Below are 21,059 nucleotides of genomic sequence, written 5' to 3'. Positions count from 1 at the left end.
GTTCCTATTATGCTAACGGTCCCGCAGACACCTAGCCAGATGATAAGTGGAACCGGCAATGTGATCAAGACATTCGTGCGACTGCGTGAAGCTGCGGGCGATGTGGCGTGTTTAAGCTTCGGCAGGAAGGTCCGTGAGTACCGTTCCATTCTCAAGATCCAAACCGTCAATTTTTCGCTGATGTCTGAAGAAGATCAGGATGCGCTGATTGAGGGCTTTAAAAGCTTTCTCAATGGGTTGTCATTTCCTATTCAGATCCTTATCAAAAATCTGCCACACCAACTCGACAATTATCTGCGAGGACTGGAAGACACCCAGGGCGACCTCGCGGACGTCATGCATGACCACGCCCACTTTGTGCGCCAGTTAGCATCCAAACGCGCCCTGGTGAAGCGCAACTTCTATATTATTATTCCCGCGGACGCCACCATAACCAGAAATCAGGCCGAGGCCCTGGTCAACGCCCAGACACAGCTCAAATTACGCTCAGATGAACTCTTACGCCAGTTAGAGCGCCTGGGACTCTCTGGGCGGCGCTTGAACGATAAAGAGATTATCGCGCTCTACCAACAGTGCCTTCTCTCGGAAGAGGCTCGCCAGTTCCCCATGAGCGATAACCTGGTGAACGGGGTAAATAACCTGATGGGCTCAGCGCGCGAACAGGTACCGCTCAATCCAGGGACCTATTCGCTTGAGGAGTTGAACGAAGAGGCCGCCAGGGAGGAAGAACCACAAAGCAAGAAGGGCAAAAAGGGAAAGAAGCGCGAGAAAAAGGCCAAACAGAAAGTGCCTGATTTTGTGAGCGTTCCTGAGCTTATCGCGCCCAGTAGCATCGAGGTCTTTCCCTGGTATGTGCGCATCGCGGGCGAGATGGGCCACGAGTTTGTGCGCACTCTGGCTTTTGTCAATTATCCGCGTAGTGTCTATCCCGGCTGGCTTGATGCAATCATCCAGGTCGATGAGCCACATGTCGATTTTAGCATTCATATCTCGCCCCTCTCGCCTCAGCAGGTCACGGCACGCCTGGGCAAGAAGGCGACGGAGTTCCGTGGCTCGATTCTGGCCTCGCAACGACAGGGCAGATCCGCCGATCCCACAGATGCCATCGCGCTGAATGATATTGAGGCCCTGCGCGAAAAACTGGCACGCGGGGATGAGCGCATCTTTACCATGTCGCTTTTCGTACAGGTACGCGCACGCACCCGTCGCGAATTGAGCGAGCGCAATAATCGCCTCATCTCGGCTATCCGCAGCCTTGATTTTAGAGCCCTGCCCGCCCACTGGCAGCATCACGCCGGACTCTTAAGCTGCCTTCCTGATGGCGATAATCAACTCGGGCGCGCGCGCCTCTTTGGCACAGGCTCTGCCGCGACCTTCTATCCCTTTACTGGTAGCGATATCAGCATGGATACGGGAGTCATGTTCGGCATTCACCCTAACGGGAGCCTGATCATTCTCAATCCCTTTAATAGTCAGGAGCTGGAAAACGCCAATATGGTGGTCTTCGCCAAATCTGGCGCCGGCAAAAGCTTCTTCCTCAAGACAGTCGCCTGCCGCCTGCTCCCTACGAGCAATGTCTATGTCATTGACCCTGAAGCCGAATATAACAATCTCTGCAACCAGGTCAAAGGGCAATATGTACGCCTCTCCTCCGAGTCGCTACAACTCAATCCCTTTGATCTGTATGGCGCTGTCGAGCGCCCAGGCCAGACCAAACAGGAGGAGCAAGACGATGAGGGCAATTTCTTCCGCGAGAAGTTACTCAACCTGGTCAGTCTCCTTGAGCTACTGCTCTCCGATAGCGGTATCCTGACCCAGAAAGAGAAAGCCTTCCTCTATAGGTGCTTGACCAAAACCTATGAGAACCGGGGCATCACCATGGATAGCGCGACCCATCATCGGACTCCACCCAATATGCAGGAGTTCTTTGTGATCATGTCCAGCGCCTCACGTGGAGATCAGCGCTTCGGAGTGGGCGAGGATACTTTTGGCCTGAGCGAGCGTCTTGAGCGTTATCTGCACCTCTTTCCGGCTCGTACACGCATCATTCTGGATAATCGCTTTGTCGACTTCAATATTCGCGAGTTAAATGATACGCTGAAACCCATTGGCCTCTTTCTCATTACTGAGTTCCTCTGGACTAAGATGCGCCAGGCTCGCGAAGGAACGATGGATCGCAATACCATTATCTTGATCGATGAAGCCTGGCTACTCATGCAGTTCCCGCAAGGCGCGAAGTTCCTCGCGGAGTTTGCTAGGAGAATTCGTAAGTATGGCGGCGGCCTCTGGTGTACAACCCAGAACTCCGACGACTTCCTGAGCACGGAAGAGGGCAGGACAATTCTGGCGATGGCGACCATGAAGTTCTTGATGAAGCAGGATTCTTCAACCATAGAATCGGTGGTACGCACCTTCCGTTTGAGTCGAGGACAGCGCAACTTCTTGCTGGCGGCCAGGCGTGGCGAGGGGCTTTTCGCCACCAAAAACTGGACGCCTATGGAGGTCGTGGCCTCTCCCAAAGAGGCCGAAATGGCGAATACAACCCTACAGGCAAGCACGGCTCACGCGACCAATATTGAAGATAGCATTGAACAGCTAGAATACCTCGCGAATGGGCATGCCTCGCAGAAAAATGGGCGCAAGCCACCAAACGGGCAGACAGTAGTGCAGGGATCGCTTACGCCTATCGACCAGAGTCGTAGGGACTGAGGAATCATATGCAGGCATCACAGAGCAGGCCAAAACCGACATCCACACCAATTCAAAAACAACTTGTGTATCGCTGCCTCCCCATTGGGGTGACGGCGATACTCATTCTCTGCCTGGAAGGCTGGCCCCCAACAACCTGGGTACAGTTCACACGCGTCTGTGTGCAGTGGAGTAGTTTATGGTCCCACCCGCAGGCAACACTGCTGTTGCCTGCCTTCTGGCTATTCCTCCAGTCAATTCTGCTCCTGGCGGCATGGGTACTCTGGTTCAGGCTGGCTTGTGCTGAAATTATGGCTCTTGTTGCACTCTCTCAATCGAGTAAGGCTCAGCCCGGCCTGCCAGGGCAAGAACAGCTATATTTCAGCCCAATGAGTGAGGCACAACAGCCAGTCGCGAATAGTCAGCAGTGGCCCGCCGCTCCGCTGTATTCGCCACCCCCGGTCACCTCAGCAGAGCAATATAAACAACAGGCAGCACCAGCACAGACTATGCAATCCGGCACCTGGACACAGCAGGAGAGACAGCCTCTCCCGCCAACACCAACACCTGTAAACCAGGACTACAGCCAGGAAATGGGGTCATTGCTCACGTCCAGTCCAACCCCGCGTCAGTCTCCTCAACACAATCTCAAGCTCGTCAATCCCTTTGAGGAAGAAGTGGAGACGCAGGCCCCCTCATTCACGCCAGAAGCGAGGCCCGAACAGGCTCCCACTACTGGAGAGGCTGAAGGTGCCCAGGCAGAAGAAGAAGCTCCGCTTCTGCCTCCTGGCACAAGTGTGATTGAGAATCCCTTTGAAGAAGAGGAAGATACAGCTAAACACCGACGGACCGCCAGGTCTGCTCGCAGAAAGCGGGAGCCCCAGCTAGCCAACGAGCAAGAACAGACAGAAGTCTTACAAGACCTCGGATTTTTCCAATCCGAAGCAGGCACGGAGAAATCAGGCAGCGAAGACACAGCAGAGCAAACAGCAGTAAAGCACGACCTGGCAGAAATCGAAGCCATCGCGCCAACGCGGGCACAACCAAGCGAGATCGCCAATCCCTTTGATGTGCAGAGCGATTTAATAGACCTCTTTCAAGAGAGTAGCACGATAGAAGAACAGGGTAAAAACCTGGCCACAGAGGAGACATCCGACCCCGAGCAACTCTATGTGTTTGGGAACCCCTTTGAAGGACCACTCCCCGACGTCTTTCATCATGATAAGGACTTACAACGCGTAGTGCGCGAACTCAGATCTCCCGAAGAACAAAAGGGAGGCCAGAAGAAGAAAGAGAGCTAATTACCCCATTACCATTGGGAAATGCCCAAAAATTGTGAAGTAGTTCAAAGCGCAAAGAGCAAGCAATCAGGTACTATAGTATCTGTGAACTTGCTCTTTTATTTTTTAGAGATTCTGCATCCCATACCCTAACGAAGCGTCGTAAGCACTGAGAACTCCTCGTGCAGTAACGAGTTGAGTAGTTGCATATATACAAATCCATATCGATTTAGGAAGGAAGCACTCTACATATGACAATCTCTAATCGCTACTTTAATTCAATGGAAACATATAAGCAAAAGGGGGGACGAGTGAAAGATATGGCATGGGATCTAGAAAGGCGGGCGGTAACAATTGGCGATACAACGATTGTGCTGACATCGACTGAGTACCGTTTACTCTTCTCACTACGACATGGCAACCCGGTCACCTACGCCAACCTGGCCTTAATGGCCTATAACTGTAAAATGGATACCAAGGTCCGTATGATGATGGACAAACACATAGATCGTATTCGAAGCAAGCTCAGGGGCACAGGCATTTATGTGTATTGCGTCAACACCTATGGCTATTTATTACTTCCAGAGGCCTTCTAAACTTCTTCTATCCCGATTCATAGAGTAAGGGTGTGTGGGTGGGAAACGAGCATTGCTCGTTTCCCACCCACACACCCTTACTCTGTGCGCCGCAGGCGCGAAGAGTTGAGTGTCAGTGCTGCCTGCTTACAAGGTAATGCAGGTAGCCATCCCCTTCATCGGTGCTCAGCAGGGAGAAGCCAGCCTCAGTAAACCAGTTGCAGACCTGCTCATCGCTGGGGTAATAGTGGTAATAGCCTTCATGCCCATGCTCACCGTAGGCAAGTGGTAGTTGCAACTTCTTCCCCTCTTCATAGGCATGACGCAGGTTCTCCTCGCTCTCCAGTTCTACTGTAAAATAGAGAAAGCCATAGGGATGGAGCGCCCGGGCGAAATTAGCCAGAATGCGAGGCCAATCCTCGGGGAAGACATTCTCCATCGCATCCAGGCAGATAATCCCATCAAACTCATCCACGAAATCCAGTTCCTGCATACCCATATGCCTTACCGTAACCTCTGGATGCTTCCCTTGCGCCTGCTGTAACATCCCTCGAGACTGGTCAACTCCCACAACGGTAAAGCCACGCTCCAGCAAAACTGGCCAGTATTTTCCCGTGCCACAGGCCGCGTCCAGCACGCTCCCACCCACCGGAGAGGCATCCAGCAGCCGGTTAAGCATATGCAGGTGTGTCTTGTTGATATAGCCGCCCCAGTTCTCATCATAGATAGGAGAAATAAGCGTGTCCATCCGCGTTTCGTTGCGCTGGCGGCACGCCTTAAGCCACTCTGCTCGCTCCATCAGTACAAACTCCTCTACATTCGCATAAACAAATCTAACAGCCGAATAAATGCCTCTCCTCAAGAGTTGCAATTTCTGATTCCTACGAATCTAGTATAAGCGTATTATTATCAGGAAACAAGCTTTTTATCATATTTTACTACTTTTAGTCCGCCAAAATGTATTTAATATTTGATGTTTAGACTACCTAAGTTTCGCCCAAAATAACAACAATCTGGAAGGGAGCAAGCAGCTCCTGCAAGGGATAGAGGAGTGAGTGAGCCAGGGGAGCGTCCTGATTGAGCTCGATCTCAACCACCTGATGCAACGCATTGAAACGGAGCAAACCGCTGACATGAAAGACATCACGCACCATACGCAAGATGCCATAACGATGGATTTTTGGGCTGTTCAGCCAGCGACGTGCCCAGACCACCACGTTGTGAGCCAGTGAGCCGAGCAGCGCCAGCATGTACTGCGCCTCAAAGCGCTTCTTATTGCGTTTCGTCAGTCCCAATCCCTGTTTATCACCCTTGAAGGAGGTTTCGATGCCTCCACCACGCTGATCATAAAAGGTCACATAGGCCAAGAGCACCGCCGTGGGATCAGCCGCTTGCGATGCCTCCCATCCCAGAAGGGGAAGAACCTGCTCAATCGAGAGCGAACACATCAGAATGCCATAAGCAAATGTGCCATCTCTTCTGCGACAGCGTACCGCAATACGTCGCATGGGACGGACGTAGCCAGCGGCTTCCTCGCTCACCCAGCCAAAGGAACGTTCCGACCAGGTGGGGTCCTGGACCCATTCCTTGACCGTTTGAGACAGTCGCGTGATACGTCGTCCCGAGTATTCTTTCGCCATGACCTCGTAGCCTCGGGAGAGCAGCCAATTGAGGTCGTCCTCGGTTCCCGCACCTGCATCGACACGGATAATGGTCCGTCTGCGTTTGGCATCGTCCAATTGCAAGGTCGTCTCAGCAGTCTCTACCAGCGGTTGCAGAGCCTTGATCAGTTGGACATTGCCTGCAAAAAGCTGATCGACCACGACTTCTTCATGCTGGGTCGCCAGCACACGACCCAATTGCCGCCCTCGGCGATGATAGAGTCCTGCAAAATAGCCGCGCGTGGCAAACGCCGCTTTTGGTCCACAAGGCATGCCCGTCAGGTCCACGTCCAAGAGTTGAAAAGCGGCCTGATAGTCATGATGAAAGCCTTGGCTCTGAGCGCGGTAGATCTCATCGAGCGCCTGATGCAACTGAAGGACATTTTCCTCAGCACAGGCAGAAAGCGTCTCTTGCACCACCGACTGCTCAGCACAAGAGGTTCGACCGAAGGCTCGTTGCAAGCCCGGATCGGCTCGCAGCCGACTGTTGATTTCTACCAGTCCATGGGCTCCAGCCAACAGACTGATAAACGCATCCATCAGCTTGTCGAGAGGCGTATGCTTGATGGTTTTCTGCCTGATCTGCACTCTCTTGCGGATCGGGCTCAAGACATCCAATTGCTGCAATTTGGCTCCTATGGCGGCCAGGATGGCGCATCCAGTGAAATGGTTCGTTGTTGTTGTGATAGACTCGTTCATGGTGATACTCCTTTTTCTAATGAAAGCTCCTTTGTTCCTTCATTAGCTATGGAGTATCGCTCTGCTTTTTGCAAGCTCTGCACTGGCTCGCTGGACTGTCGTCAATTTGGGCGAAACTTAGGTAGACTAATTTCTGATGAGGCAAGGTGGGAAATCGCTTTATATTTCATCACGATGAGAGATGGCTTCATCCCCTTCTATAAGCTGCCTCATACAAAATGAGCCTGAACGTCAAAACCCTAACATGTACCTGCTAAAGGAGAGAATCTCGTTTTACTTCGATAAGTTGCAGTTCATTCGCACGTGCCACCGCTTGCGTTCGGCTGTTGACGTGCAGTTTGGCAAAGATATGACTCATATGGGTTTTTACCGTATTGAGAGAGACCTGCAGGTGATCTGCAATGGTCTGGTTGGATTGTCCCCTCATGATACATTGGAGTACCTCTAACTCACGTTCACTTAAAGGATCAAGTAACGGTTGCGTGTGAGAAGTACGGGAGGCCGCTTCGGAAAACGCGCGCAGGAGCTGTATGACATAGGAAGATTGTATGCTATGGGTCACTGCCTGCTGGAGGAGTGCTTTTATTGGTTCCCCTTCATCGAGAAATACCCGCATATACCGCTCTGGCGCAGCGAGTGATAAGGCCCTCTGGATGGCCTTGAGGGCGGCGGATCGATCGCCGCAAGCAGAGAACGCATTCGCCTGGAGCACTGTGATGCTGATGATGCCCCCTGTACGCTGTTCGTCTTCTGCGTGTTGAAGCAGTTTTTCCAGCAAGCTTAAAGCAGCGTCATAGTGGGCAGATGCGATGAGCACGCGAGCCTGAGCAAGATACGTTATTTCCGTGAGCACGGAGATGGGCGGCGCTTTCATCTCTTGCTCAGCAAGTCTGCGCTCTATCGCTGTCTCATGGTGCTGCATGATCTCCCATTGGAACCGATACGCCTGAAGCTCTGCCTCAATCCAGAGCACACTCGCTGGTTGCTTCATCTGGTCTATTTGCCAGAGCAGGCTCCGAACCTCTTCCACCTGCCCCCTGGCCTGTTGCCAACGGGCTAACGCTGTATACCCTGCGCGCAAGACACCTGTTGAGGCCACCGTTTTTCCTATTTCGATGCCCCTGGTCAACATGGTATAAGCGGCATCCATCTCATTTTGCTGATAGTAGATATTGCTCAACTCGATTGCCAGCAAACCACCTTCAAACGAGAGGTGACGGTCGTGTTGTTCCGCCTGCGCCCTGGCTGCTTCCAGTATTCTGAGAGCATCCTGTAATCTGCCTACCGTGACAGAGAGGCGGGCAAGATAGCAATGAACAAGCAGTGACAATGCATGGTTGCCAGCGCTATGATTTAGTGAGAGCGCCTCCTGGTAGGCATGCTGGGCTTTGAGCATATTTCCTGTCACGTAATAGGCAACACCTTGGAAGAATACAAGTGTGCCACGTGTCCAGAGATCTTCGGCTGGGAGCCAGGCGAGAGCCTGTTGAGATCGGGCGATCGTCTGCTTCAGATCTCCCTTCAGGCTGGCCTGCGTGGCCTGAATGGCAGCAATTTCGCCTCGCAGTTGCTGCGTCACCTTGTCTTCGCTGTCTGGTATTTTATCAAGGATGTCCTGGACCTGTTGAAGGAAGGGCACAATGCGCTCTGATTGAAAAGTGAAGAGCAAAGCCCAGCAGTAGGCGACGCAGAGTTGTGGCTGAGCTTGAATGATGTCGATAGGGAGTATTTCTATCCAGCGGAGAAGGGTGGAGAGTTCGCGTTTTGCCAGGAGCGTTCTGGCATGGCGTGCCATCAATTGCGCTGCGCGTAGATACTGTTTTGCTGCAAGTGCATACTGGATAGCCTCATCCGGGTAGTGATGCTGCTCACACCAGATCGAGGCGCGTATAAGCAAATCAGGTATGAGTTCAGGAGTGCTCTGGCTGAGCCGTTTTTGGAGGAACGCAGCGAACAAGGGATGATAGTGATACCATGTGCGCTCTGCGTCGAGTGGAGTAAGAAACAGGTTGGTTTTTTCGAGCTGCTCTAGCTGGTGCTGGCCTGACTCCTGCCCTGTCACTGCCTCACAAAGGGAAGCCTGAAGATGGGTCAGCACGGATGTTTTCAGGAGAAATTCCTGAAGTGGTGTGGAAAGGTGCTGCATGACCTCTTCTGCAAGGTAGTCAAAGACAAAATGATGGATTCCAGTGAGGAGATTGATCGGCTGTTGAGTAGGTCCTTGTAATGAGAGGGCAGCGAGTTGGAGTCCGGTAATCCAGCCCTGATTGCGCTCGTCTAGCATGACGATTGTCTCTTCTGGCAGCTGCAGATCCATGCTCTCCGTCAGAAACGCGGCACTCTCCTCACGACGAAAACGGAGCTCACTGGTACGCAATTCTCGCAGTTGATGCCGAGCGCGCAGACGGGCCAGGGGCAACGGGGGATCGGTCCGAGTAGCAATGATAAGGCGCAGGCTCTCGGGCAGATGTTCAAGCAAAAAGAGAAGTGCTTCATGAATAAGCTGCTCTTCGATGACATGATAATCATCGAGTACCAAAACCATTCTGGGAGCAGAGAGGAATTCATTGACAAGGGGAATGAGCAACATTTCTGTGCTCTGGGCCTGCTGTGAGGTAAGCCGATCCAGTGTGATCTTGCCCACCTGTCCCTGGACGTGTTGCAAGGCATGGATGAGATAGGTGAGAAATCGCGTCCGATCATTGTCGGCGGTATCGAGCGAAAACCAGGCAACGGGCCAGGAACTCTCATTCGCCCATGCACTGAGAAGCGTCGTTTTCCCATACCCGGCAGGAGCCGAAAGCAGCAACAACTTACTCTCTAGAGCCTGCTCAATGGATGCAGTCAGTTGTGGACGCTGTACCAGTTTTGCACGCAGGGGAGGAATATGTAACCGTGTTTGAATAAGAGGCGAACTGAACGCTCTCTCCGTCACTCCTCCGGCGTGCTGACTATCCATCCCATTGAGTTTCGACATCTCCGTTCCTCTCTTTATTGCGCAGAGCCAGACTGCACCATTATAAAGGGTCTACGACATGTCCGCAACATCCGGGCATGGCCAGTCTCTCACTGCGACCGATGAGTGCGGGTGATGTTCACAGAGAAAGCATGGCAGGAGGGAATCACCCGTCGAATCATACTTTCTCGTGACGCTTCTCTCTGAGCTTTTTCCTATACTTTCAATGGACCTGCAAGAGAGATCCCTCTTCATACGTCAGGTTTGTCCTATTCTACATGATGATGCTTTGAACGAAAAGGAGAATGCACAATGGCTATTGTTCGTGCGACAGAATCCCCACGCTTTGATCTTCCAGGTGTTCATTTTTTCGGGTTGCTGGCTCCAGGCCGAGGATCTACAGAGTTGTGTACCTGGCGTCTGGAAGTGGACCCGGTCGCAGGCGCTAATGGTGAGCCTCATCAATTAGACCATGAGGAAGTTTTTGTGATCCTGGAGGGGTCGCTGACGATAACGATTGATGGGCAGGCGTTCGACCTGGGGGCCGGTGATGCGCTGGCTGTTCCTGCACGATCTCTGCTCTCGGTGGCAAATCGAACGAGTGCGAAAGCTTCAGCGCTGGTCTGTATCCAAGCCGGATTTCGAGCAACCATGGCTAGTGGGGAAGAGATCGGTACGCCTCCGTGGGCCGTATAAGATTGCTCACTTCATAAGGTCGCCAGACTTTTAAACCACGTGTAAAATAGACTCAAGGTTCTCGTGCTCTGGCCTTGGGTCTGTTGTATGCATGCTTCTACCCTTAACCTCCTCTCTTCTGCACCCTCATTGCGCGTCTCATGGATGATTGAAGACAGGGAGCACCTCCTACACCTACACAAGGAATGTACTCGAGTGGACATTGACATGTTGAGGCAGTTTCGCCATGATATCTACGACTGTTTTCAGCGATCGAGAGATGCCCCGTTCAACACCGTTGATGCGCTGATGACAGAGACGCAGGCGAAATCGTTTCCCGAACTCTCGCAATCGCCCTGGTTTGAACGAAAATGGGCCAGTTTGTATGAGGCATTTGAAGATGGGCGTATTGATGCTCAGTACCTGCGAGAAGTCTTCGCACGCTACTTGCCGAAATCCGATCCAGAAAAATGGCAGTGGATAGGAATCGATGCCAGTAAAATTGCACGCCCTGATGCAGTGACCTCGGCAGACAGAACAGCACAATACGTACATAATCTGCCAGAATGCAAGAATCCGATCACGTTTGGCTGGCAATTTTCGACGGTAGTGGCTTTGGCAGAGGATCCTAGTAGTTGGACCTATCAGCTGGACCAACAACGTATCACATCAGATACGACAGCGATCGAGGTCGCTTACTCGCAGCTCAAGCTGCTGGTTCCGCAGTTGCCAAAAAACACCATTGTCGTGTTGGATCGAGGGTATGACGCAAACTGGTTGTGGTGTCGCTGTAGCACATTGGGAATAGGCGTCTTGGGCCGTCTGAAAATGAACCGCTGTTTTTATCGTGTGGCTCCACCTCCAACCAAGAAAAAAGGTAGTCCCCGTAAAGATGGCGCGAAACTGCAACCAAAAGATCTTACAACACATGGCGATCCAGATGGTACATGGAACGGAACCGATGAGAAGGAGCGCCCGGTGGAAATCATTTGGTGGAAGCATATGCATGTCAAACAAGCACGCTACCTGGATCTGACGATCATTCGTGTTGTGCGCCCTCATGCCACGAACAAAGAGCGTGACCCTCGTGTGAGCTGGTTTGTCTGGATGGGAGATGAGTCGGTGGATATCACGCGGGTAGGCTTGGGCTACGCTCGTCGCTTTGGGCAAGAACATGGCTACCGCTTTGACAAGCAAGCATTGATGTGGGAGCAGCCCCGCTTGCGCACGCCAGAACAGTTTGAGCGCTGGACACAGATCGTCGCCATTGTTCACAATCATCTGGTGCTGGCTCGCGATCTGGTTGAGCCTGAACTACATCCTTGGGAAAACAAGCAGCGTACACCTTCTCTGCAACAGGTACGACGCGGGATGCACAAATTGTTGCCACGTTTGGGTACCCCTGCCCAACCACCACAACCTCGCGGAAAATCGAAAGGTCGCAGTAAAGGGACGGAAGTGAAGAAGGCCGAGCGGTTCCCAGTCATCCGCAAAACGCCAAAGTTGCCTCAACTTGTTCCATCCTGACGACCGCTCTGACATTTCGATTGTAATTCTTCTTCTCGAACGGAACTTCCAAAGAAGTTCTGGTAGGACCATTTAATCTAAACGTCAATAATATCGGCCCCTCATTTCTCAGCACCTACGGCGCTTCACATCCCCTTACCCGGCAGGCAGTGATTCATTTTTTGCAAAGCGGCGTCGCTCATAGGCCCCACGTTGACGGCGGGCTGATTTATCCCCTTGGGCGAGAAGTCACCTCCACCAGTAGCGGGATAGATCTGCTATACTGAGGAGGAAAAAGGGGAGGAACGCATAATGGAGACCATACAACGCTGTCATGAATGTGGGGCGGAAGTACAGGAGGGGCAGACATGTCAGGAGAATTTCTACCAGATGCTGGGTTGGGAAAGCGAACAACCGGCAAACTGGGAGGTACACCACCTTACGGTGCTCTGCTATCACCTGCAACACCCGAGTCTCTATTCGCCAGAAGGGCTGAGCGCAGGCTTCACCCTGCTCACCGACTTTTTGGAGCGTGGCACGACCCCCACGGAGGTGCGCAAACAGCGAGGCGCTCAGGTCGACTCAGGCGCACGCACCTGGAAGATCAAGGGGACGCCCGAGTCACATGGCGTCTACGATCCTCCAGTAGTATGGAGCATGACCACCAACCAGGTCATCGCCGCAGGCATAGACAACTACTGCGATAGCGTACGCGCCTGGGCCAGTTCTATCCTTATATCACTCAAAACATCTGGCCACATCCCGCCTCAGTAGTTGCTGACATTTCTCAAATAACATTTCGCCTTTCTCAGAAATACTTTCGGCATCAAAAACATGCTCTGAAAGCCCTGTTTCTTCCATGCTATTTCTTGACAACGCTTGTAACTAGAGAGTATAATCCTGCCGGAATATCCACCACTACATTTTTGAAAAGGGAGATACATACTAGGCTACATGTCTATCAAGTTTGCTGCTGCCTTCCCTAAAGCCCTCTTCTAGCTGCTTTTCGCTGCTTTTTTCAATCGGGCTTTGGGGGAACATTTCTTTGCTTGAGGGGTTCTTTGTGCCTTTTTTGCCACACGGGTCCTCTCCCTACAACCTTTCTTCCTCCAATCAGGTGAAAGAGACCATCGTGTGTACACACGGTGCCACTTGTTCTCTCTTGTAGCAAGGGCGCAGGGTGTGCTCTCTGTTGGTGTGTACCCATTAGGAGCAGATTCACCGACGAAGTGCGGGCCGACACGGGCTACAGATACCGTGTCCCCCTGTAGTCGGGGATATCATTGTGACTTCCTGGGTGTCACCTTTCACTCTGGCTCGAATGAAAAGAGTTATCAACGGTTCTCAAAAAGAGAGGAGAATGGACGCAAAGCATGGCAATATGCCCAGAAAGTACATTAGCATAGACACATGCGAAAAAATGTTCTATACTAGAAGAAATAAGGGGGGTTGACATACACCAGGAGCGGTGGGCAATGATTCGCGCGCATAAGATACGCCTCCATCCAACAGAAGAGCAGAAAACCTATTTTGCCAAAGCTGCAGGAACCTCGCGCTTCGTTTGGAACTGGGCACTCGCTGAGTGGAATCGGCAATACGAGGCTGGCGAAAAACCTACAGCCTTCAAGCTCAAGAAGCAGTTTAATGAGATCCGGAGAGCGCAGCATCCCTGGACGTGGGAGGTCACCAAGAATGCCTCTGATCAACCCTTCCTCGATCTGGCAAAAGCCTGGGCCGCTTATTTTGACGGCTTGAAACAGGAAAAAAAGACCGGTCGGCCCACATTCAAGAGCAAGAAGAAAAGCAAACTGAGCTTTTATCTCGCCAACGATCAATTCGAGCTTGGAGACCATCGGATCTGGATCCCCAAGCTCGGCTGGGTGAATATGGCAGAGAAGTTGCGTTTTGTGGGCAACGTGACAGGTGCGCGCATCACCAAAACAGCAGACTGGTGGTTTGTGTCGATTCAGGTCGAGCTCCCAGATGTGATCCCGGTGAAGAAACAGGCTGCTTGTGGCATCGATGTCGGACTGAACCGACTGGCAACCTTGAGTACGGGAGAGGGAGTCGAAAACCAAGCCTTCCTCAAAACAGCGCTCAAAAAGCTACGTCAGACGAACAAGCAGCTCCATCGCCGCACACTCGGCTCGAAAAACCGGGAGAAAGCACGCAGGCAGGTTGCACGCCTGCACTACCGAATCACCTGCATGAGAGATGATGTGCTCCACAAGCTGACCACCCGGCTCGCGAACTGCTACGGGATCATTGGCGTTGAAGACCTCCACCGGAAGCGGGTTGCTCAAGAATCGTAAGCTCGCTCGTTCGTTCTCGGATGCGTCATTAGGCAAACTCTTGAACATGCTGAAGGCGAAGGTGGAGCAACGAGGTGGGCAAGTCATCAAAGTAAACCGTTTCTTTGCTTCCAGTAAAACCTGTCACGGTTGCGGCTGGAAGTGGGAAGACATGCAACTCTCAGATCGGGTGTTTCTCTGTCAGAACCCGCACTGCGCGTATGCTCAATTCGAGCAGGATAGAGATTATAACGCCTCTCTCAATATCCTGGCGGAAGCCCTCCGCTTGATCGGGCTCATTGATCAAGCCGTCTCCGGTACTGGCTCGGACGAAGACGCAAACTTGGCTGTGGACGCGGGGTAAGACCAAAAATGTGCTGGTCACATTGAGGCACCTACGGATGAAGCAGCAACAACGAACGATGTGAGAGAGCTATGCTCGCATACGTTTTCCTACATTAATCGGAGCAGAGGATGCAATATACCATGCGTGAACAACTAGGAATTTCAGCGGAGCACCTGTGTGCCTGTTTACAGGAACACTATCACCTGATCCCAGCGGCACTTGACTTTCTTCCCCTGGGCCTGGATTACCGAGCCGGTGTCTACCGGATCGTGAGCGAGCAAGGAGCCTCCTACTTGCTCAAGGTAAGGTCAGGAACACTGTACGAGCCAGGGTGTCTTGTACCAGCCTATCTCAGCGATCAGGGAATCACATCAGTCGTTGCCCCTCTTCCCACCAGGAACCATGCGTTATGGGCAAGGAGAGAAGATTGGACGGTAATCGTGTACCCTTTTCTTGAAGGAGAGACGAGCTGGAGGGGCATGACTGATGAGCAGTGGAAGGAGACGGGATCTATCTTCAAACAGATTCACCAGGTCGCCCCACCGTCCTCTGGCTTTGAGTCATTGCGCAAGGAGACCTTTGACCCAACGGGCTATGCTCAATGGATACGGATTTTTGAGACCCAACATCTGCATGCGTCCAGTGGAGAAAGCACCTCTCGGCAGGCTCTTCGCTCCTCCTGGATCGAGAACCAGGCAACCATCCATGCCGTGGTGGCCTCTCTGGAGCAGCTCGCGGTGGTGCTCCACAGGCGTAATCTTCCCTATGTTATCTGCCATGCGGATCTCCATCCAGCCAATCTGCTCCGTGATCGTACGGGTCGTGTGTTTGTGATCGACTGGGATGAGGTAATGCTGGCACCCAAAGAGCGCGATTTCCTCTTTATCAAGGAATCTCCAACTGATAGTGAGACCTTGCCCGGAACCCCCGCCTTTTTTCAAGGATATGGGCAGGCAGATCTTGACTGGATCGCGCTCACCTACTACCGCTATGAGCGGGTGATTCAAGATGTGATCGCCTGCGCTGAGAATGTGTGTCTGAGGGATGATTTGGGAGAGGAATCCAGGGCGGATGAAGCTCAGTTATTCCAGGATGTTTTGGCGGAAGGCGGCGAGATCGATGCCGCAACTCAAGCCTCAGCTCATCTTTCCCCTGATCTCACGATCCCTATCAGGAGGAACGCTTAATGGGAAGCACGGACAGAACGCGCGCCAACCTGAGACGTGATCGAGGTGTGAAAGACGGCTTTATAGTGATTGTATAATTGCTCTCGGGCAAAGACTGAGGAGTGGGGCCGGAGTAATCTGGCCTTTTCTTCTACTTACGATATTTTTCCTCTAAGTACGGTGGCGTACACGGCTATTGGTCATCCAAGGGATTTGCGCCAGGTCTGGATCTCGTGTGTATGTTCTTCAAAGTGACCGTAGGTGCAGACCTGTGTCCAGCCGCGCACAAAAATGTCCCATTGCTCTGGCTGTAAGCGATTAAGCAGGCCGAAGAGGCGATAGTGAGCGGTCTCAAAGAGGGTTACCACCACTGAGAGTGGAAGAGTACGCAGTTCAGGCTCCCAGCGATCATTGAAGGCCAGAAATTCTTCATTGTAGTTTTCTGTTGGCTCAATTCCCTTCAGATGATCCTGAATCACCTGGTAACAGACCTCTTCCCAGCGCCCAAGATGGCCCATAATCTCTTTACACGACCAGGTACCAAAGGCGCTGGTATCCGTCAAGCGCTCCTCGCTCAAGCCATACAAGACGGAAGTGAGCGCGACGCGCGCCTCGATGATATGTTCAAGAATCTCATGTGGGGCACGTGTGTCTCTCGCCATGATCTCCTCCTGTCACAGTCGTCTCATTCAGAAACAATACACTATATTTAGTCCGCGTAAGGGTCTGTACACCAGAAGCGTCTATTGTGGTTTGGATACATAGACGCTTGCAAATACTACAATAGCAGAGTTAGATGGGGAACACAAGATGTTTGTGTCCCTCGCAAGGACATTATTCTGCCATCCTGTATGTAGAATGGAGGTAGAGGCATGATGAGAAGTTAGTATGTGGAGGGCTTTACCTATGTCAGACATGGCGAATCAGGAGTATCTACTTAAAGATCAGTATCGCGACGCTACAAACTTCACGCTGCGCGTGGAAACCTTGCAGCGGATGGGTGTTATGCAAGGTTCATGGTATCGCTGGATCTTTGACCATATTCAGATCCCGGAGCAGAGTCATGTGTTAGAACTGGGCTGTGGACCTGGCTTTCTCTGGCGCGAGAACCTGGATCGTGTACCCCAGACCTGGGAGGTGACGCTTTCGGACTTCTCGCCGGGCATGCTGGAGGCGGCCCGCTGCAATTTGGAAAAAGGTGGTGAGCACTTCGCATACCAGGTCATCGACGCCCAGGCCATTCCTTATGAAGCAGACCATTTCGATGCCGTAATCGCTAACGCTATGCTCTATCACGTTCCCAACCTGGCTAATGCGCTCTCCGAGGTGCGGCGCGTGCTGAAGCCTGGTGGAAAATTCTACGCCACAACTATCGGAGATAGGGCCATCGCGGAGTTGGGGACGATCATGCAACAGGTTGGCTATGGCACCTGGCTGGGCAGCCCTTTTGGCTTTAGCATCGAGAATGGGGGCCAACAACTTGAGCGCTGGTTCACGCACGTAACGCTGGATCGCCTGGAGAAACAGCTACTAATCAATGAACGCGAGTCGCTCCTGGGTCTGGTTCGCTCTGGCATGAGCAAGCAGGAGCAACAGGACGCCGCAAAGCTGCACGCCGCTCAGGAAGCTGTAGAGCGCCTGCTGCGACAAAACCAGGCGCTCACCATTACCATGGACTTCGGCATCTTTGTGGCTTCAAACTAGGCCCGCTACTGGCGTACGCGACTACCCTCCATTCTCTATAGCTGTGTTATGCGAGATGCGCAGGAGCAGGCCGATAATGATAAAGTTGGCCAGGATCGAGCTACCACCATAGCTCAGGAAGGGCAGAGGGATACCCGTCAGTGGCATGAGCTTGAGATTGCCAGCCATGATGACCAGCGTCTGCACAGCCAGTATAGTTGTGAGGCCCGCGGCCAGCAACTGGTTAAAAACACCCGAGGCTTGCATGGCGATACGATAGCCCCGATAGATGATCAGGAGGTAAATGCCGATAAGGGCAAAGAGGCCCATCAGGCCCATCTCCTCGCCCAGGCCGCTCAAGACCATGTCCGACTGGATAACGGGGACAAAGGTGGGATGTCCCAGGCCGATACCCGCGCCAAAGAGTCCTCCACTGCTGAGGGCGATAATGCCCTGCACCAGCTGGAAGCCGCCATTGGAGGCATATGTCTGCTGCTGATCAGTCCATTGCTGCCAGTTGACCACGTCAAAACTCACGGCGGCGAAACGGTTGCGTACATAGCCCAGCAAAAAGTAGCCGATGGCGCCCAACACAATGAAGGCCCCCAGGGCCGAAAGCACGTAGCCCAGGCGACCACTGGCGAGGTACGTCAATGAGAGGAAGGTAGAATAAATGAGCAAGGCCAGGCCAAGCTCTTTCACTACCAGGAAGATTACCAGTGCGAGACCTAGCATCATCAATAGTGGAGCTAACTGGCGCATCGGTGGCAGGCGTAGATTCCCCAGGCGCGTATAGCCCTGAGCCAGCACCTCCCGATTCTCGCTCAGGTAACCTGCGAAGAAGATGACGATACTGATCTTCAAGAACTCAGATGGCTGCAACTGCAAGGGACCCAGTCCCAGCGTGTCGCGCGAGGGAGCATCGGTACGCAGACTGCTAATACCCTTAATCAAAGAGGGGAGAACCGCCAGGAAACTGATGGCCGCCCAGCTATACTTATAGCGTGCCAGCCAGTCGGTGTTCCTCACCACGGCCATGGTGACGCAGCAGATGATGATGCCCAGCGTCACCCATAGCAACTGCTGTGTACCCAGGCTAATCCCGAGGTCGCGTCCCACGCGCGTTGCAAACAGGACACCGATACCAGCTAGCAAGCCTACAAGCGGAAAGAGCATCTGGTCCGCCTTCGAGAAGAAGATGCTAAAGACCAGATGTGCCAGAAAGAGCACGGCGATCAAGCCCAGGGCGGGGATCAAGCCTTGCAGTGGCGGCAGCACCTTGGTGGTGAAAGCGGCTTGCTGATCGGTTGTATTGAGCACATTATTTGCAAGAAACAACTGCGTAGTAATCAAGAGAAAGATTAAGCCTGGAATGATGAGCAATCCCAGTTCTTTCCAGCGATAACTACGAGAAGTCTGAAAGACACTACTCTGACCCATATTCAATCATCTTTCTCTATCTGAGAAATATTTTTTCACTATAACACTACCTCTCTTTCATAAATATCTTTAGCATATGAGGGTGAAAAGCAAATTAAAACTTGCTTTTCACCCTCGTTTTTCCTATTTTTTCTTTGAATTTTTGATGGGACCTTGATATTATGCCATAATCGCGAGCTTCTCAGAGTGAATCTCGTAGAGCAGCGGTTCGCCCGCCAGGAAGCGTAATATCTCATCAATCATCATCTCGCCCTGCTTCAGGAGCGTCTCGCAGGTCATAGCTGCTATATGCGGCGAGATCAATACGTTGGGCAGAGTGCGGAAAGGATGCTCATCGGGGAGCGGCTCCTGTACAAAGACATCTAGAGCGGCGTTGATGCGGCCAGAGACCAGTTCGCGTACCAGTGCGTCCTCGTCAATCAGCCCAGCCCGCGCCGTATTGACCAGGACACCTCCATCACGCAATAACGCGAGATGCCTGGATGTAATCATGCCTCGTGTGGAAGGCAAGAGGGGCGCGTGCAAGGAGACAATGTCGGAGGAGGCAAAGAGGTCGTCCAGCTCGCACAGCTCCACGCCCATTTCCCTTGCTTCTTCTGGCGTGAGATAGGGATCAAACATCAGCAGGCGGCAGCCAAAGGGGTGCAGGAGCCCAATAACATCACGCCCAATACGGCTGGCACCCACCAGGCCCACGGTCTGGGTACTCAATAGATGACCCGGCGTATGTGAGAGCACATGCCACGGCTCGCCAGCGCGCAGTCGCCGCTCAAACTGGTCCAGGCGACGCAGACTTTGCAGGATCTGTAAGACAGTGAACTCCGCAACCCCCTCGGCCAGGGCGGCAGCGGCATGCGTCACGCGCACGCCGCGCTCAAAGATGGTCTCAGGGACCAGGTGATGAACGCTTCCCGCCGTGTGTGCCACGAGGCGCAGAGAGGGTGCTTGCTCCAAGATCACATCTGTCAGCGTGGGCGTCCCCCAGCCCGTCAGGCAGGCTACAGCTCCGTTGAGCAGTTCGGGCAGGCGCTCCTCAGAGAGGGCGACCTCTGTGTCTGGAATCAGGCGTGCGGCCGTGGAGAGTCTCTCCAGGCTCGCGGGTAAAAAGATGCGCTGCCGCCATTGTGGGTCCACCAGCATAGCGACAGCCGGACGTGTATCAGCAGAAATCACAACCAGGTTCTCCATCTAGGAATATGCAGCTACCCAACGATACTGCCAAGAGAGAGGCCACTCCGCCAGTAACGCTGGAGGAACACAAAGCTCAGCACGATTGGCAGAGCTGCGAGCAGTGAACCCGTAATCATCAGGTTCGTGAGAGAGTAGGTGGCGTCTGTGCCGACTTGATTCCAGAGGTACAAGCCCACAGACAGGGGATACAGATGTTCATTGCTCAGCATCATCAGCGGCAGGAAGAAGCTATTCCAGACACCTACAAAGTGGAACAGAAAGATGGTCGCCAGCGCCGGAGACATCAGGCGCAAGCCCACGGTGAAAAAGATGCGTAGCTCGCCCGCGCCATCCATACGCGCAGCCTCCAATAGCTCCTTGGGGATTGAGGCGTCCGCGTAAATATACGAGAACCAGATGCCAAAGGCGCTAAACAACGATGGCAGCAAGACTGACCAGTAAGTATTCACCAGGTGTACACTGCTCATCAGCAGGTAAAGCGGCAGCACCAGCACCGTGCTGGGTACCAGAACCGCGCAGACGATCACATTAAAAATTAGCGCCTTGCCGGGAAAGGCGAACTTGGCCAGGGCGTATCCGGCCAGGGCCGAGATCAGAATACTGAGGCTAGCACTACCAAAGGCATACAGAAAGGTATTGCCCATCCACTGGAGATAGATACCGTTATCGTAGGCCCATAACTGCTGGAGATTGGTTACAAGATTGAAGCGCGCAAACCAGAAGGCGGACGATGTGTACAGATCTGAGTTATTCTTGGTCGAGGCCATCAGGAGCCAGATCAGCGGGAAGAGAAAGTAGAGGGTCGCCGCGCCCGCGATGACATATAGCGCAACGCGTGTGATCGGTGAACCTGAATGCCGCTGCTGTATGGTGACCTGATTAGAGAGAGCATTTGAAGCCAT

Annotated in this window: 15 protein-coding genes and 1 pseudogene; 9 read left to right on the top strand and 7 right to left on the bottom strand. The window is 52.8% G+C overall.

Translation table 11 applies throughout. The features are described 5' to 3' along the window. The first annotated feature begins 9 nt into the window (after window positions 1-9). From KRAC_RS34720 to KRAC_RS34710, 3 genes are all read left to right on the top strand, one after another. Window positions 10-2,709, top strand: a complete 2,700-nt coding sequence (locus KRAC_RS34720) for a VirB4 family type IV secretion system protein (protein WP_007915474.1) — start codon at window positions 10-12, stop codon at window positions 2,707-2,709. Between the two features lie 8 nt (window positions 2,710-2,717). After that, a complete protein-coding gene (locus KRAC_RS34715) occupies window positions 2,718-3,989 on the top strand; it encodes a hypothetical protein (protein WP_007915473.1) in 1,272 nt (423 codons plus the stop codon). A 230-nt stretch (window positions 3,990-4,219) separates the two neighbouring features. After that, window positions 4,220-4,564 (top strand): response regulator transcription factor, encoded by a 345-nt coding sequence (locus KRAC_RS34710; protein ID WP_007915472.1) that lies wholly within the window; start codon window positions 4,220-4,222, stop codon window positions 4,562-4,564. A 112-nt stretch (window positions 4,565-4,676) separates the two neighbouring features. Here the strand turns inward: KRAC_RS34710 and KRAC_RS63105 are convergent, their stop codons facing one another. The 3 genes from KRAC_RS63105 to KRAC_RS34695 all read right to left on the bottom strand — a co-directional run bounded on the left by KRAC_RS63105 (window position 4,677) and on the right by KRAC_RS34695 (window position 9,880). After that, a complete protein-coding gene (locus tag KRAC_RS63105; RefSeq protein WP_007915471.1) occupies window positions 4,677-5,342 on the bottom strand; it encodes a class I SAM-dependent DNA methyltransferase in 666 nt (221 codons plus the stop codon). A gap of 187 nt (window positions 5,343-5,529) precedes the next feature. After that, on the bottom strand, window positions 5,530-6,903 hold the full coding sequence (locus tag KRAC_RS34700) for a transposase (protein ID WP_007915469.1): 1,374 nt from the start codon (window positions 6,901-6,903) through the stop codon (window positions 5,530-5,532). Window positions 6,904-7,156: 253 nt separating this feature from the next. Next, window positions 7,157-9,880 (bottom strand): winged helix-turn-helix domain-containing protein, encoded by a 2,724-nt coding sequence (locus tag KRAC_RS34695; RefSeq protein ID WP_007915468.1) that lies wholly within the window; start codon window positions 9,878-9,880, stop codon window positions 7,157-7,159. A gap of 291 nt (window positions 9,881-10,171) precedes the next feature. Here KRAC_RS34695 and KRAC_RS34690 point away from each other — a divergent pair, with 291 nt between their 5' ends. From KRAC_RS34690 to KRAC_RS34670, 5 genes and pseudogenes are all read left to right on the top strand, one after another. Next, the gene (locus tag KRAC_RS34690; RefSeq protein ID WP_007915467.1) at window positions 10,172-10,555 is read left to right on the top strand and encodes a cupin domain-containing protein; all 384 of its coding nucleotides are present in this window, start codon (window positions 10,172-10,174) and stop codon (window positions 10,553-10,555) included. Window positions 10,556-10,762: 207 nt separating this feature from the next. Beyond that, complete coding sequence (locus KRAC_RS34685) at window positions 10,763-12,061, top strand: NF041680 family putative transposase (protein WP_007915466.1); 1,299 nt, start codon at window positions 10,763-10,765, stop codon at window positions 12,059-12,061. Window positions 12,062-12,352: 291 nt separating this feature from the next. Then, complete coding sequence (locus KRAC_RS63100; RefSeq protein ID WP_007915465.1) at window positions 12,353-12,814, top strand: DUF5946 family protein; 462 nt, start codon at window positions 12,353-12,355, stop codon at window positions 12,812-12,814. 701 nt (window positions 12,815-13,515) lie between these two features. Next, window positions 13,516-14,695, top strand: a pseudogene (locus KRAC_RS34675) (RNA-guided endonuclease InsQ/TnpB family protein). A gap of 122 nt (window positions 14,696-14,817) precedes the next feature. After that, a complete protein-coding gene (locus KRAC_RS34670) occupies window positions 14,818-15,864 on the top strand; it encodes an aminoglycoside phosphotransferase family protein (protein ID WP_040445546.1) in 1,047 nt (348 codons plus the stop codon). A gap of 179 nt (window positions 15,865-16,043) precedes the next feature. Here the strand turns inward: KRAC_RS34670 and KRAC_RS34665 are convergent, their stop codons facing one another. Continuing rightward, the gene (locus KRAC_RS34665; protein WP_007915463.1) at window positions 16,044-16,505 is read right to left on the bottom strand and encodes a DinB family protein; all 462 of its coding nucleotides are present in this window, start codon (window positions 16,503-16,505) and stop codon (window positions 16,044-16,046) included. 244 nt (window positions 16,506-16,749) lie between these two features. On the opposite strand from KRAC_RS34665, the gene KRAC_RS34660 reads away from it, so the two are divergent. Beyond that, window positions 16,750-17,547 carry a class I SAM-dependent methyltransferase gene (locus tag KRAC_RS34660; protein WP_007915462.1) on the top strand — a complete coding sequence of 266 codons (798 nt, stop codon included), beginning with the start codon at window positions 16,750-16,752 and terminating at the stop codon, window positions 17,545-17,547. 21 nt (window positions 17,548-17,568) lie between these two features. Here the strand turns inward: KRAC_RS34660 and KRAC_RS34655 are convergent, their stop codons facing one another. The 3 genes from KRAC_RS34655 to KRAC_RS34645 all read right to left on the bottom strand — a co-directional run bounded on the left by KRAC_RS34655 (window position 17,569) and on the right by KRAC_RS34645 (window position 21,059). Then, a complete protein-coding gene (locus KRAC_RS34655; RefSeq protein ID WP_007915461.1) occupies window positions 17,569-18,966 on the bottom strand; it encodes an FtsW/RodA/SpoVE family cell cycle protein in 1,398 nt (465 codons plus the stop codon). A gap of 159 nt (window positions 18,967-19,125) precedes the next feature. Further along, on the bottom strand, window positions 19,126-20,139 hold the full coding sequence (locus tag KRAC_RS34650) for a hydroxyacid dehydrogenase (protein ID WP_007915460.1): 1,014 nt from the start codon (window positions 20,137-20,139) through the stop codon (window positions 19,126-19,128). Between the two features lie 29 nt (window positions 20,140-20,168). Then, window positions 20,169-21,059 carry a carbohydrate ABC transporter permease gene (locus KRAC_RS34645; RefSeq protein ID WP_007915456.1) on the bottom strand — a complete coding sequence of 297 codons (891 nt, stop codon included), beginning with the start codon at window positions 21,057-21,059 and terminating at the stop codon, window positions 20,169-20,171.

The organism is Ktedonobacter racemifer DSM 44963, from assembly GCF_000178855.1.
Lineage (GTDB): Bacteria > Chloroflexota > Ktedonobacteria > Ktedonobacterales > Ktedonobacteraceae > Ktedonobacter > Ktedonobacter racemifer.
The sequence above is the reverse complement of the archived record's forward strand: the minus strand, read 5'-3'. Positions and strand labels throughout refer to the sequence as shown.

Bases quoted from the DNA above. Each gene is read 5' to 3' on its own strand.
- KRAC_RS34710 (WP_007915472.1), top strand. From the start codon at position 4,220: ATGACAATCTCTAATCGCTACTTTAATTCAATGGAAACATATAAGCAA.
- KRAC_RS63105 (WP_007915471.1), bottom strand. From the start codon at position 5,342: ATGGAGCGAGCAGAGTGGCTTAAGGCGTGCCGCCAGCGCAACGAAACG.
- KRAC_RS34660 (WP_007915462.1), top strand. From the start codon at position 16,750: ATGTCAGACATGGCGAATCAGGAGTATCTACTTAAAGATCAGTATCGC.
- KRAC_RS34645 (WP_007915456.1), bottom strand. From the start codon at position 21,059: ATGGCTTCAAATGCTCTCTCTAATCAGGTCACCATACAGCAGCGGCAT.
- KRAC_RS34665 (WP_007915463.1), bottom strand. From the start codon at position 16,505: ATGGCGAGAGACACACGTGCCCCACATGAGATTCTTGAACATATCATC.
- KRAC_RS34720 (WP_007915474.1), top strand. From the start codon at position 10: ATGCTAACGGTCCCGCAGACACCTAGCCAGATGATAAGTGGAACCGGC.
- KRAC_RS34690 (WP_007915467.1), top strand. From the start codon at position 10,172: ATGGCTATTGTTCGTGCGACAGAATCCCCACGCTTTGATCTTCCAGGT.
- KRAC_RS34715 (WP_007915473.1), top strand. From the start codon at position 2,718: ATGCAGGCATCACAGAGCAGGCCAAAACCGACATCCACACCAATTCAA.
- KRAC_RS34685 (WP_007915466.1), top strand. From the start codon at position 10,763: ATGTTGAGGCAGTTTCGCCATGATATCTACGACTGTTTTCAGCGATCG.
- KRAC_RS63100 (WP_007915465.1), top strand. From the start codon at position 12,353: ATGGAGACCATACAACGCTGTCATGAATGTGGGGCGGAAGTACAGGAG.
- KRAC_RS34700 (WP_007915469.1), bottom strand. From the start codon at position 6,903: ATGAACGAGTCTATCACAACAACAACGAACCATTTCACTGGATGCGCC.
- KRAC_RS34695 (WP_007915468.1), bottom strand. From the start codon at position 9,880: ATGTCGAAACTCAATGGGATGGATAGTCAGCACGCCGGAGGAGTGACG.
- KRAC_RS34655 (WP_007915461.1), bottom strand. From the start codon at position 18,966: ATGGGTCAGAGTAGTGTCTTTCAGACTTCTCGTAGTTATCGCTGGAAA.
- KRAC_RS34670 (WP_040445546.1), top strand. From the start codon at position 14,818: ATGCGTGAACAACTAGGAATTTCAGCGGAGCACCTGTGTGCCTGTTTA.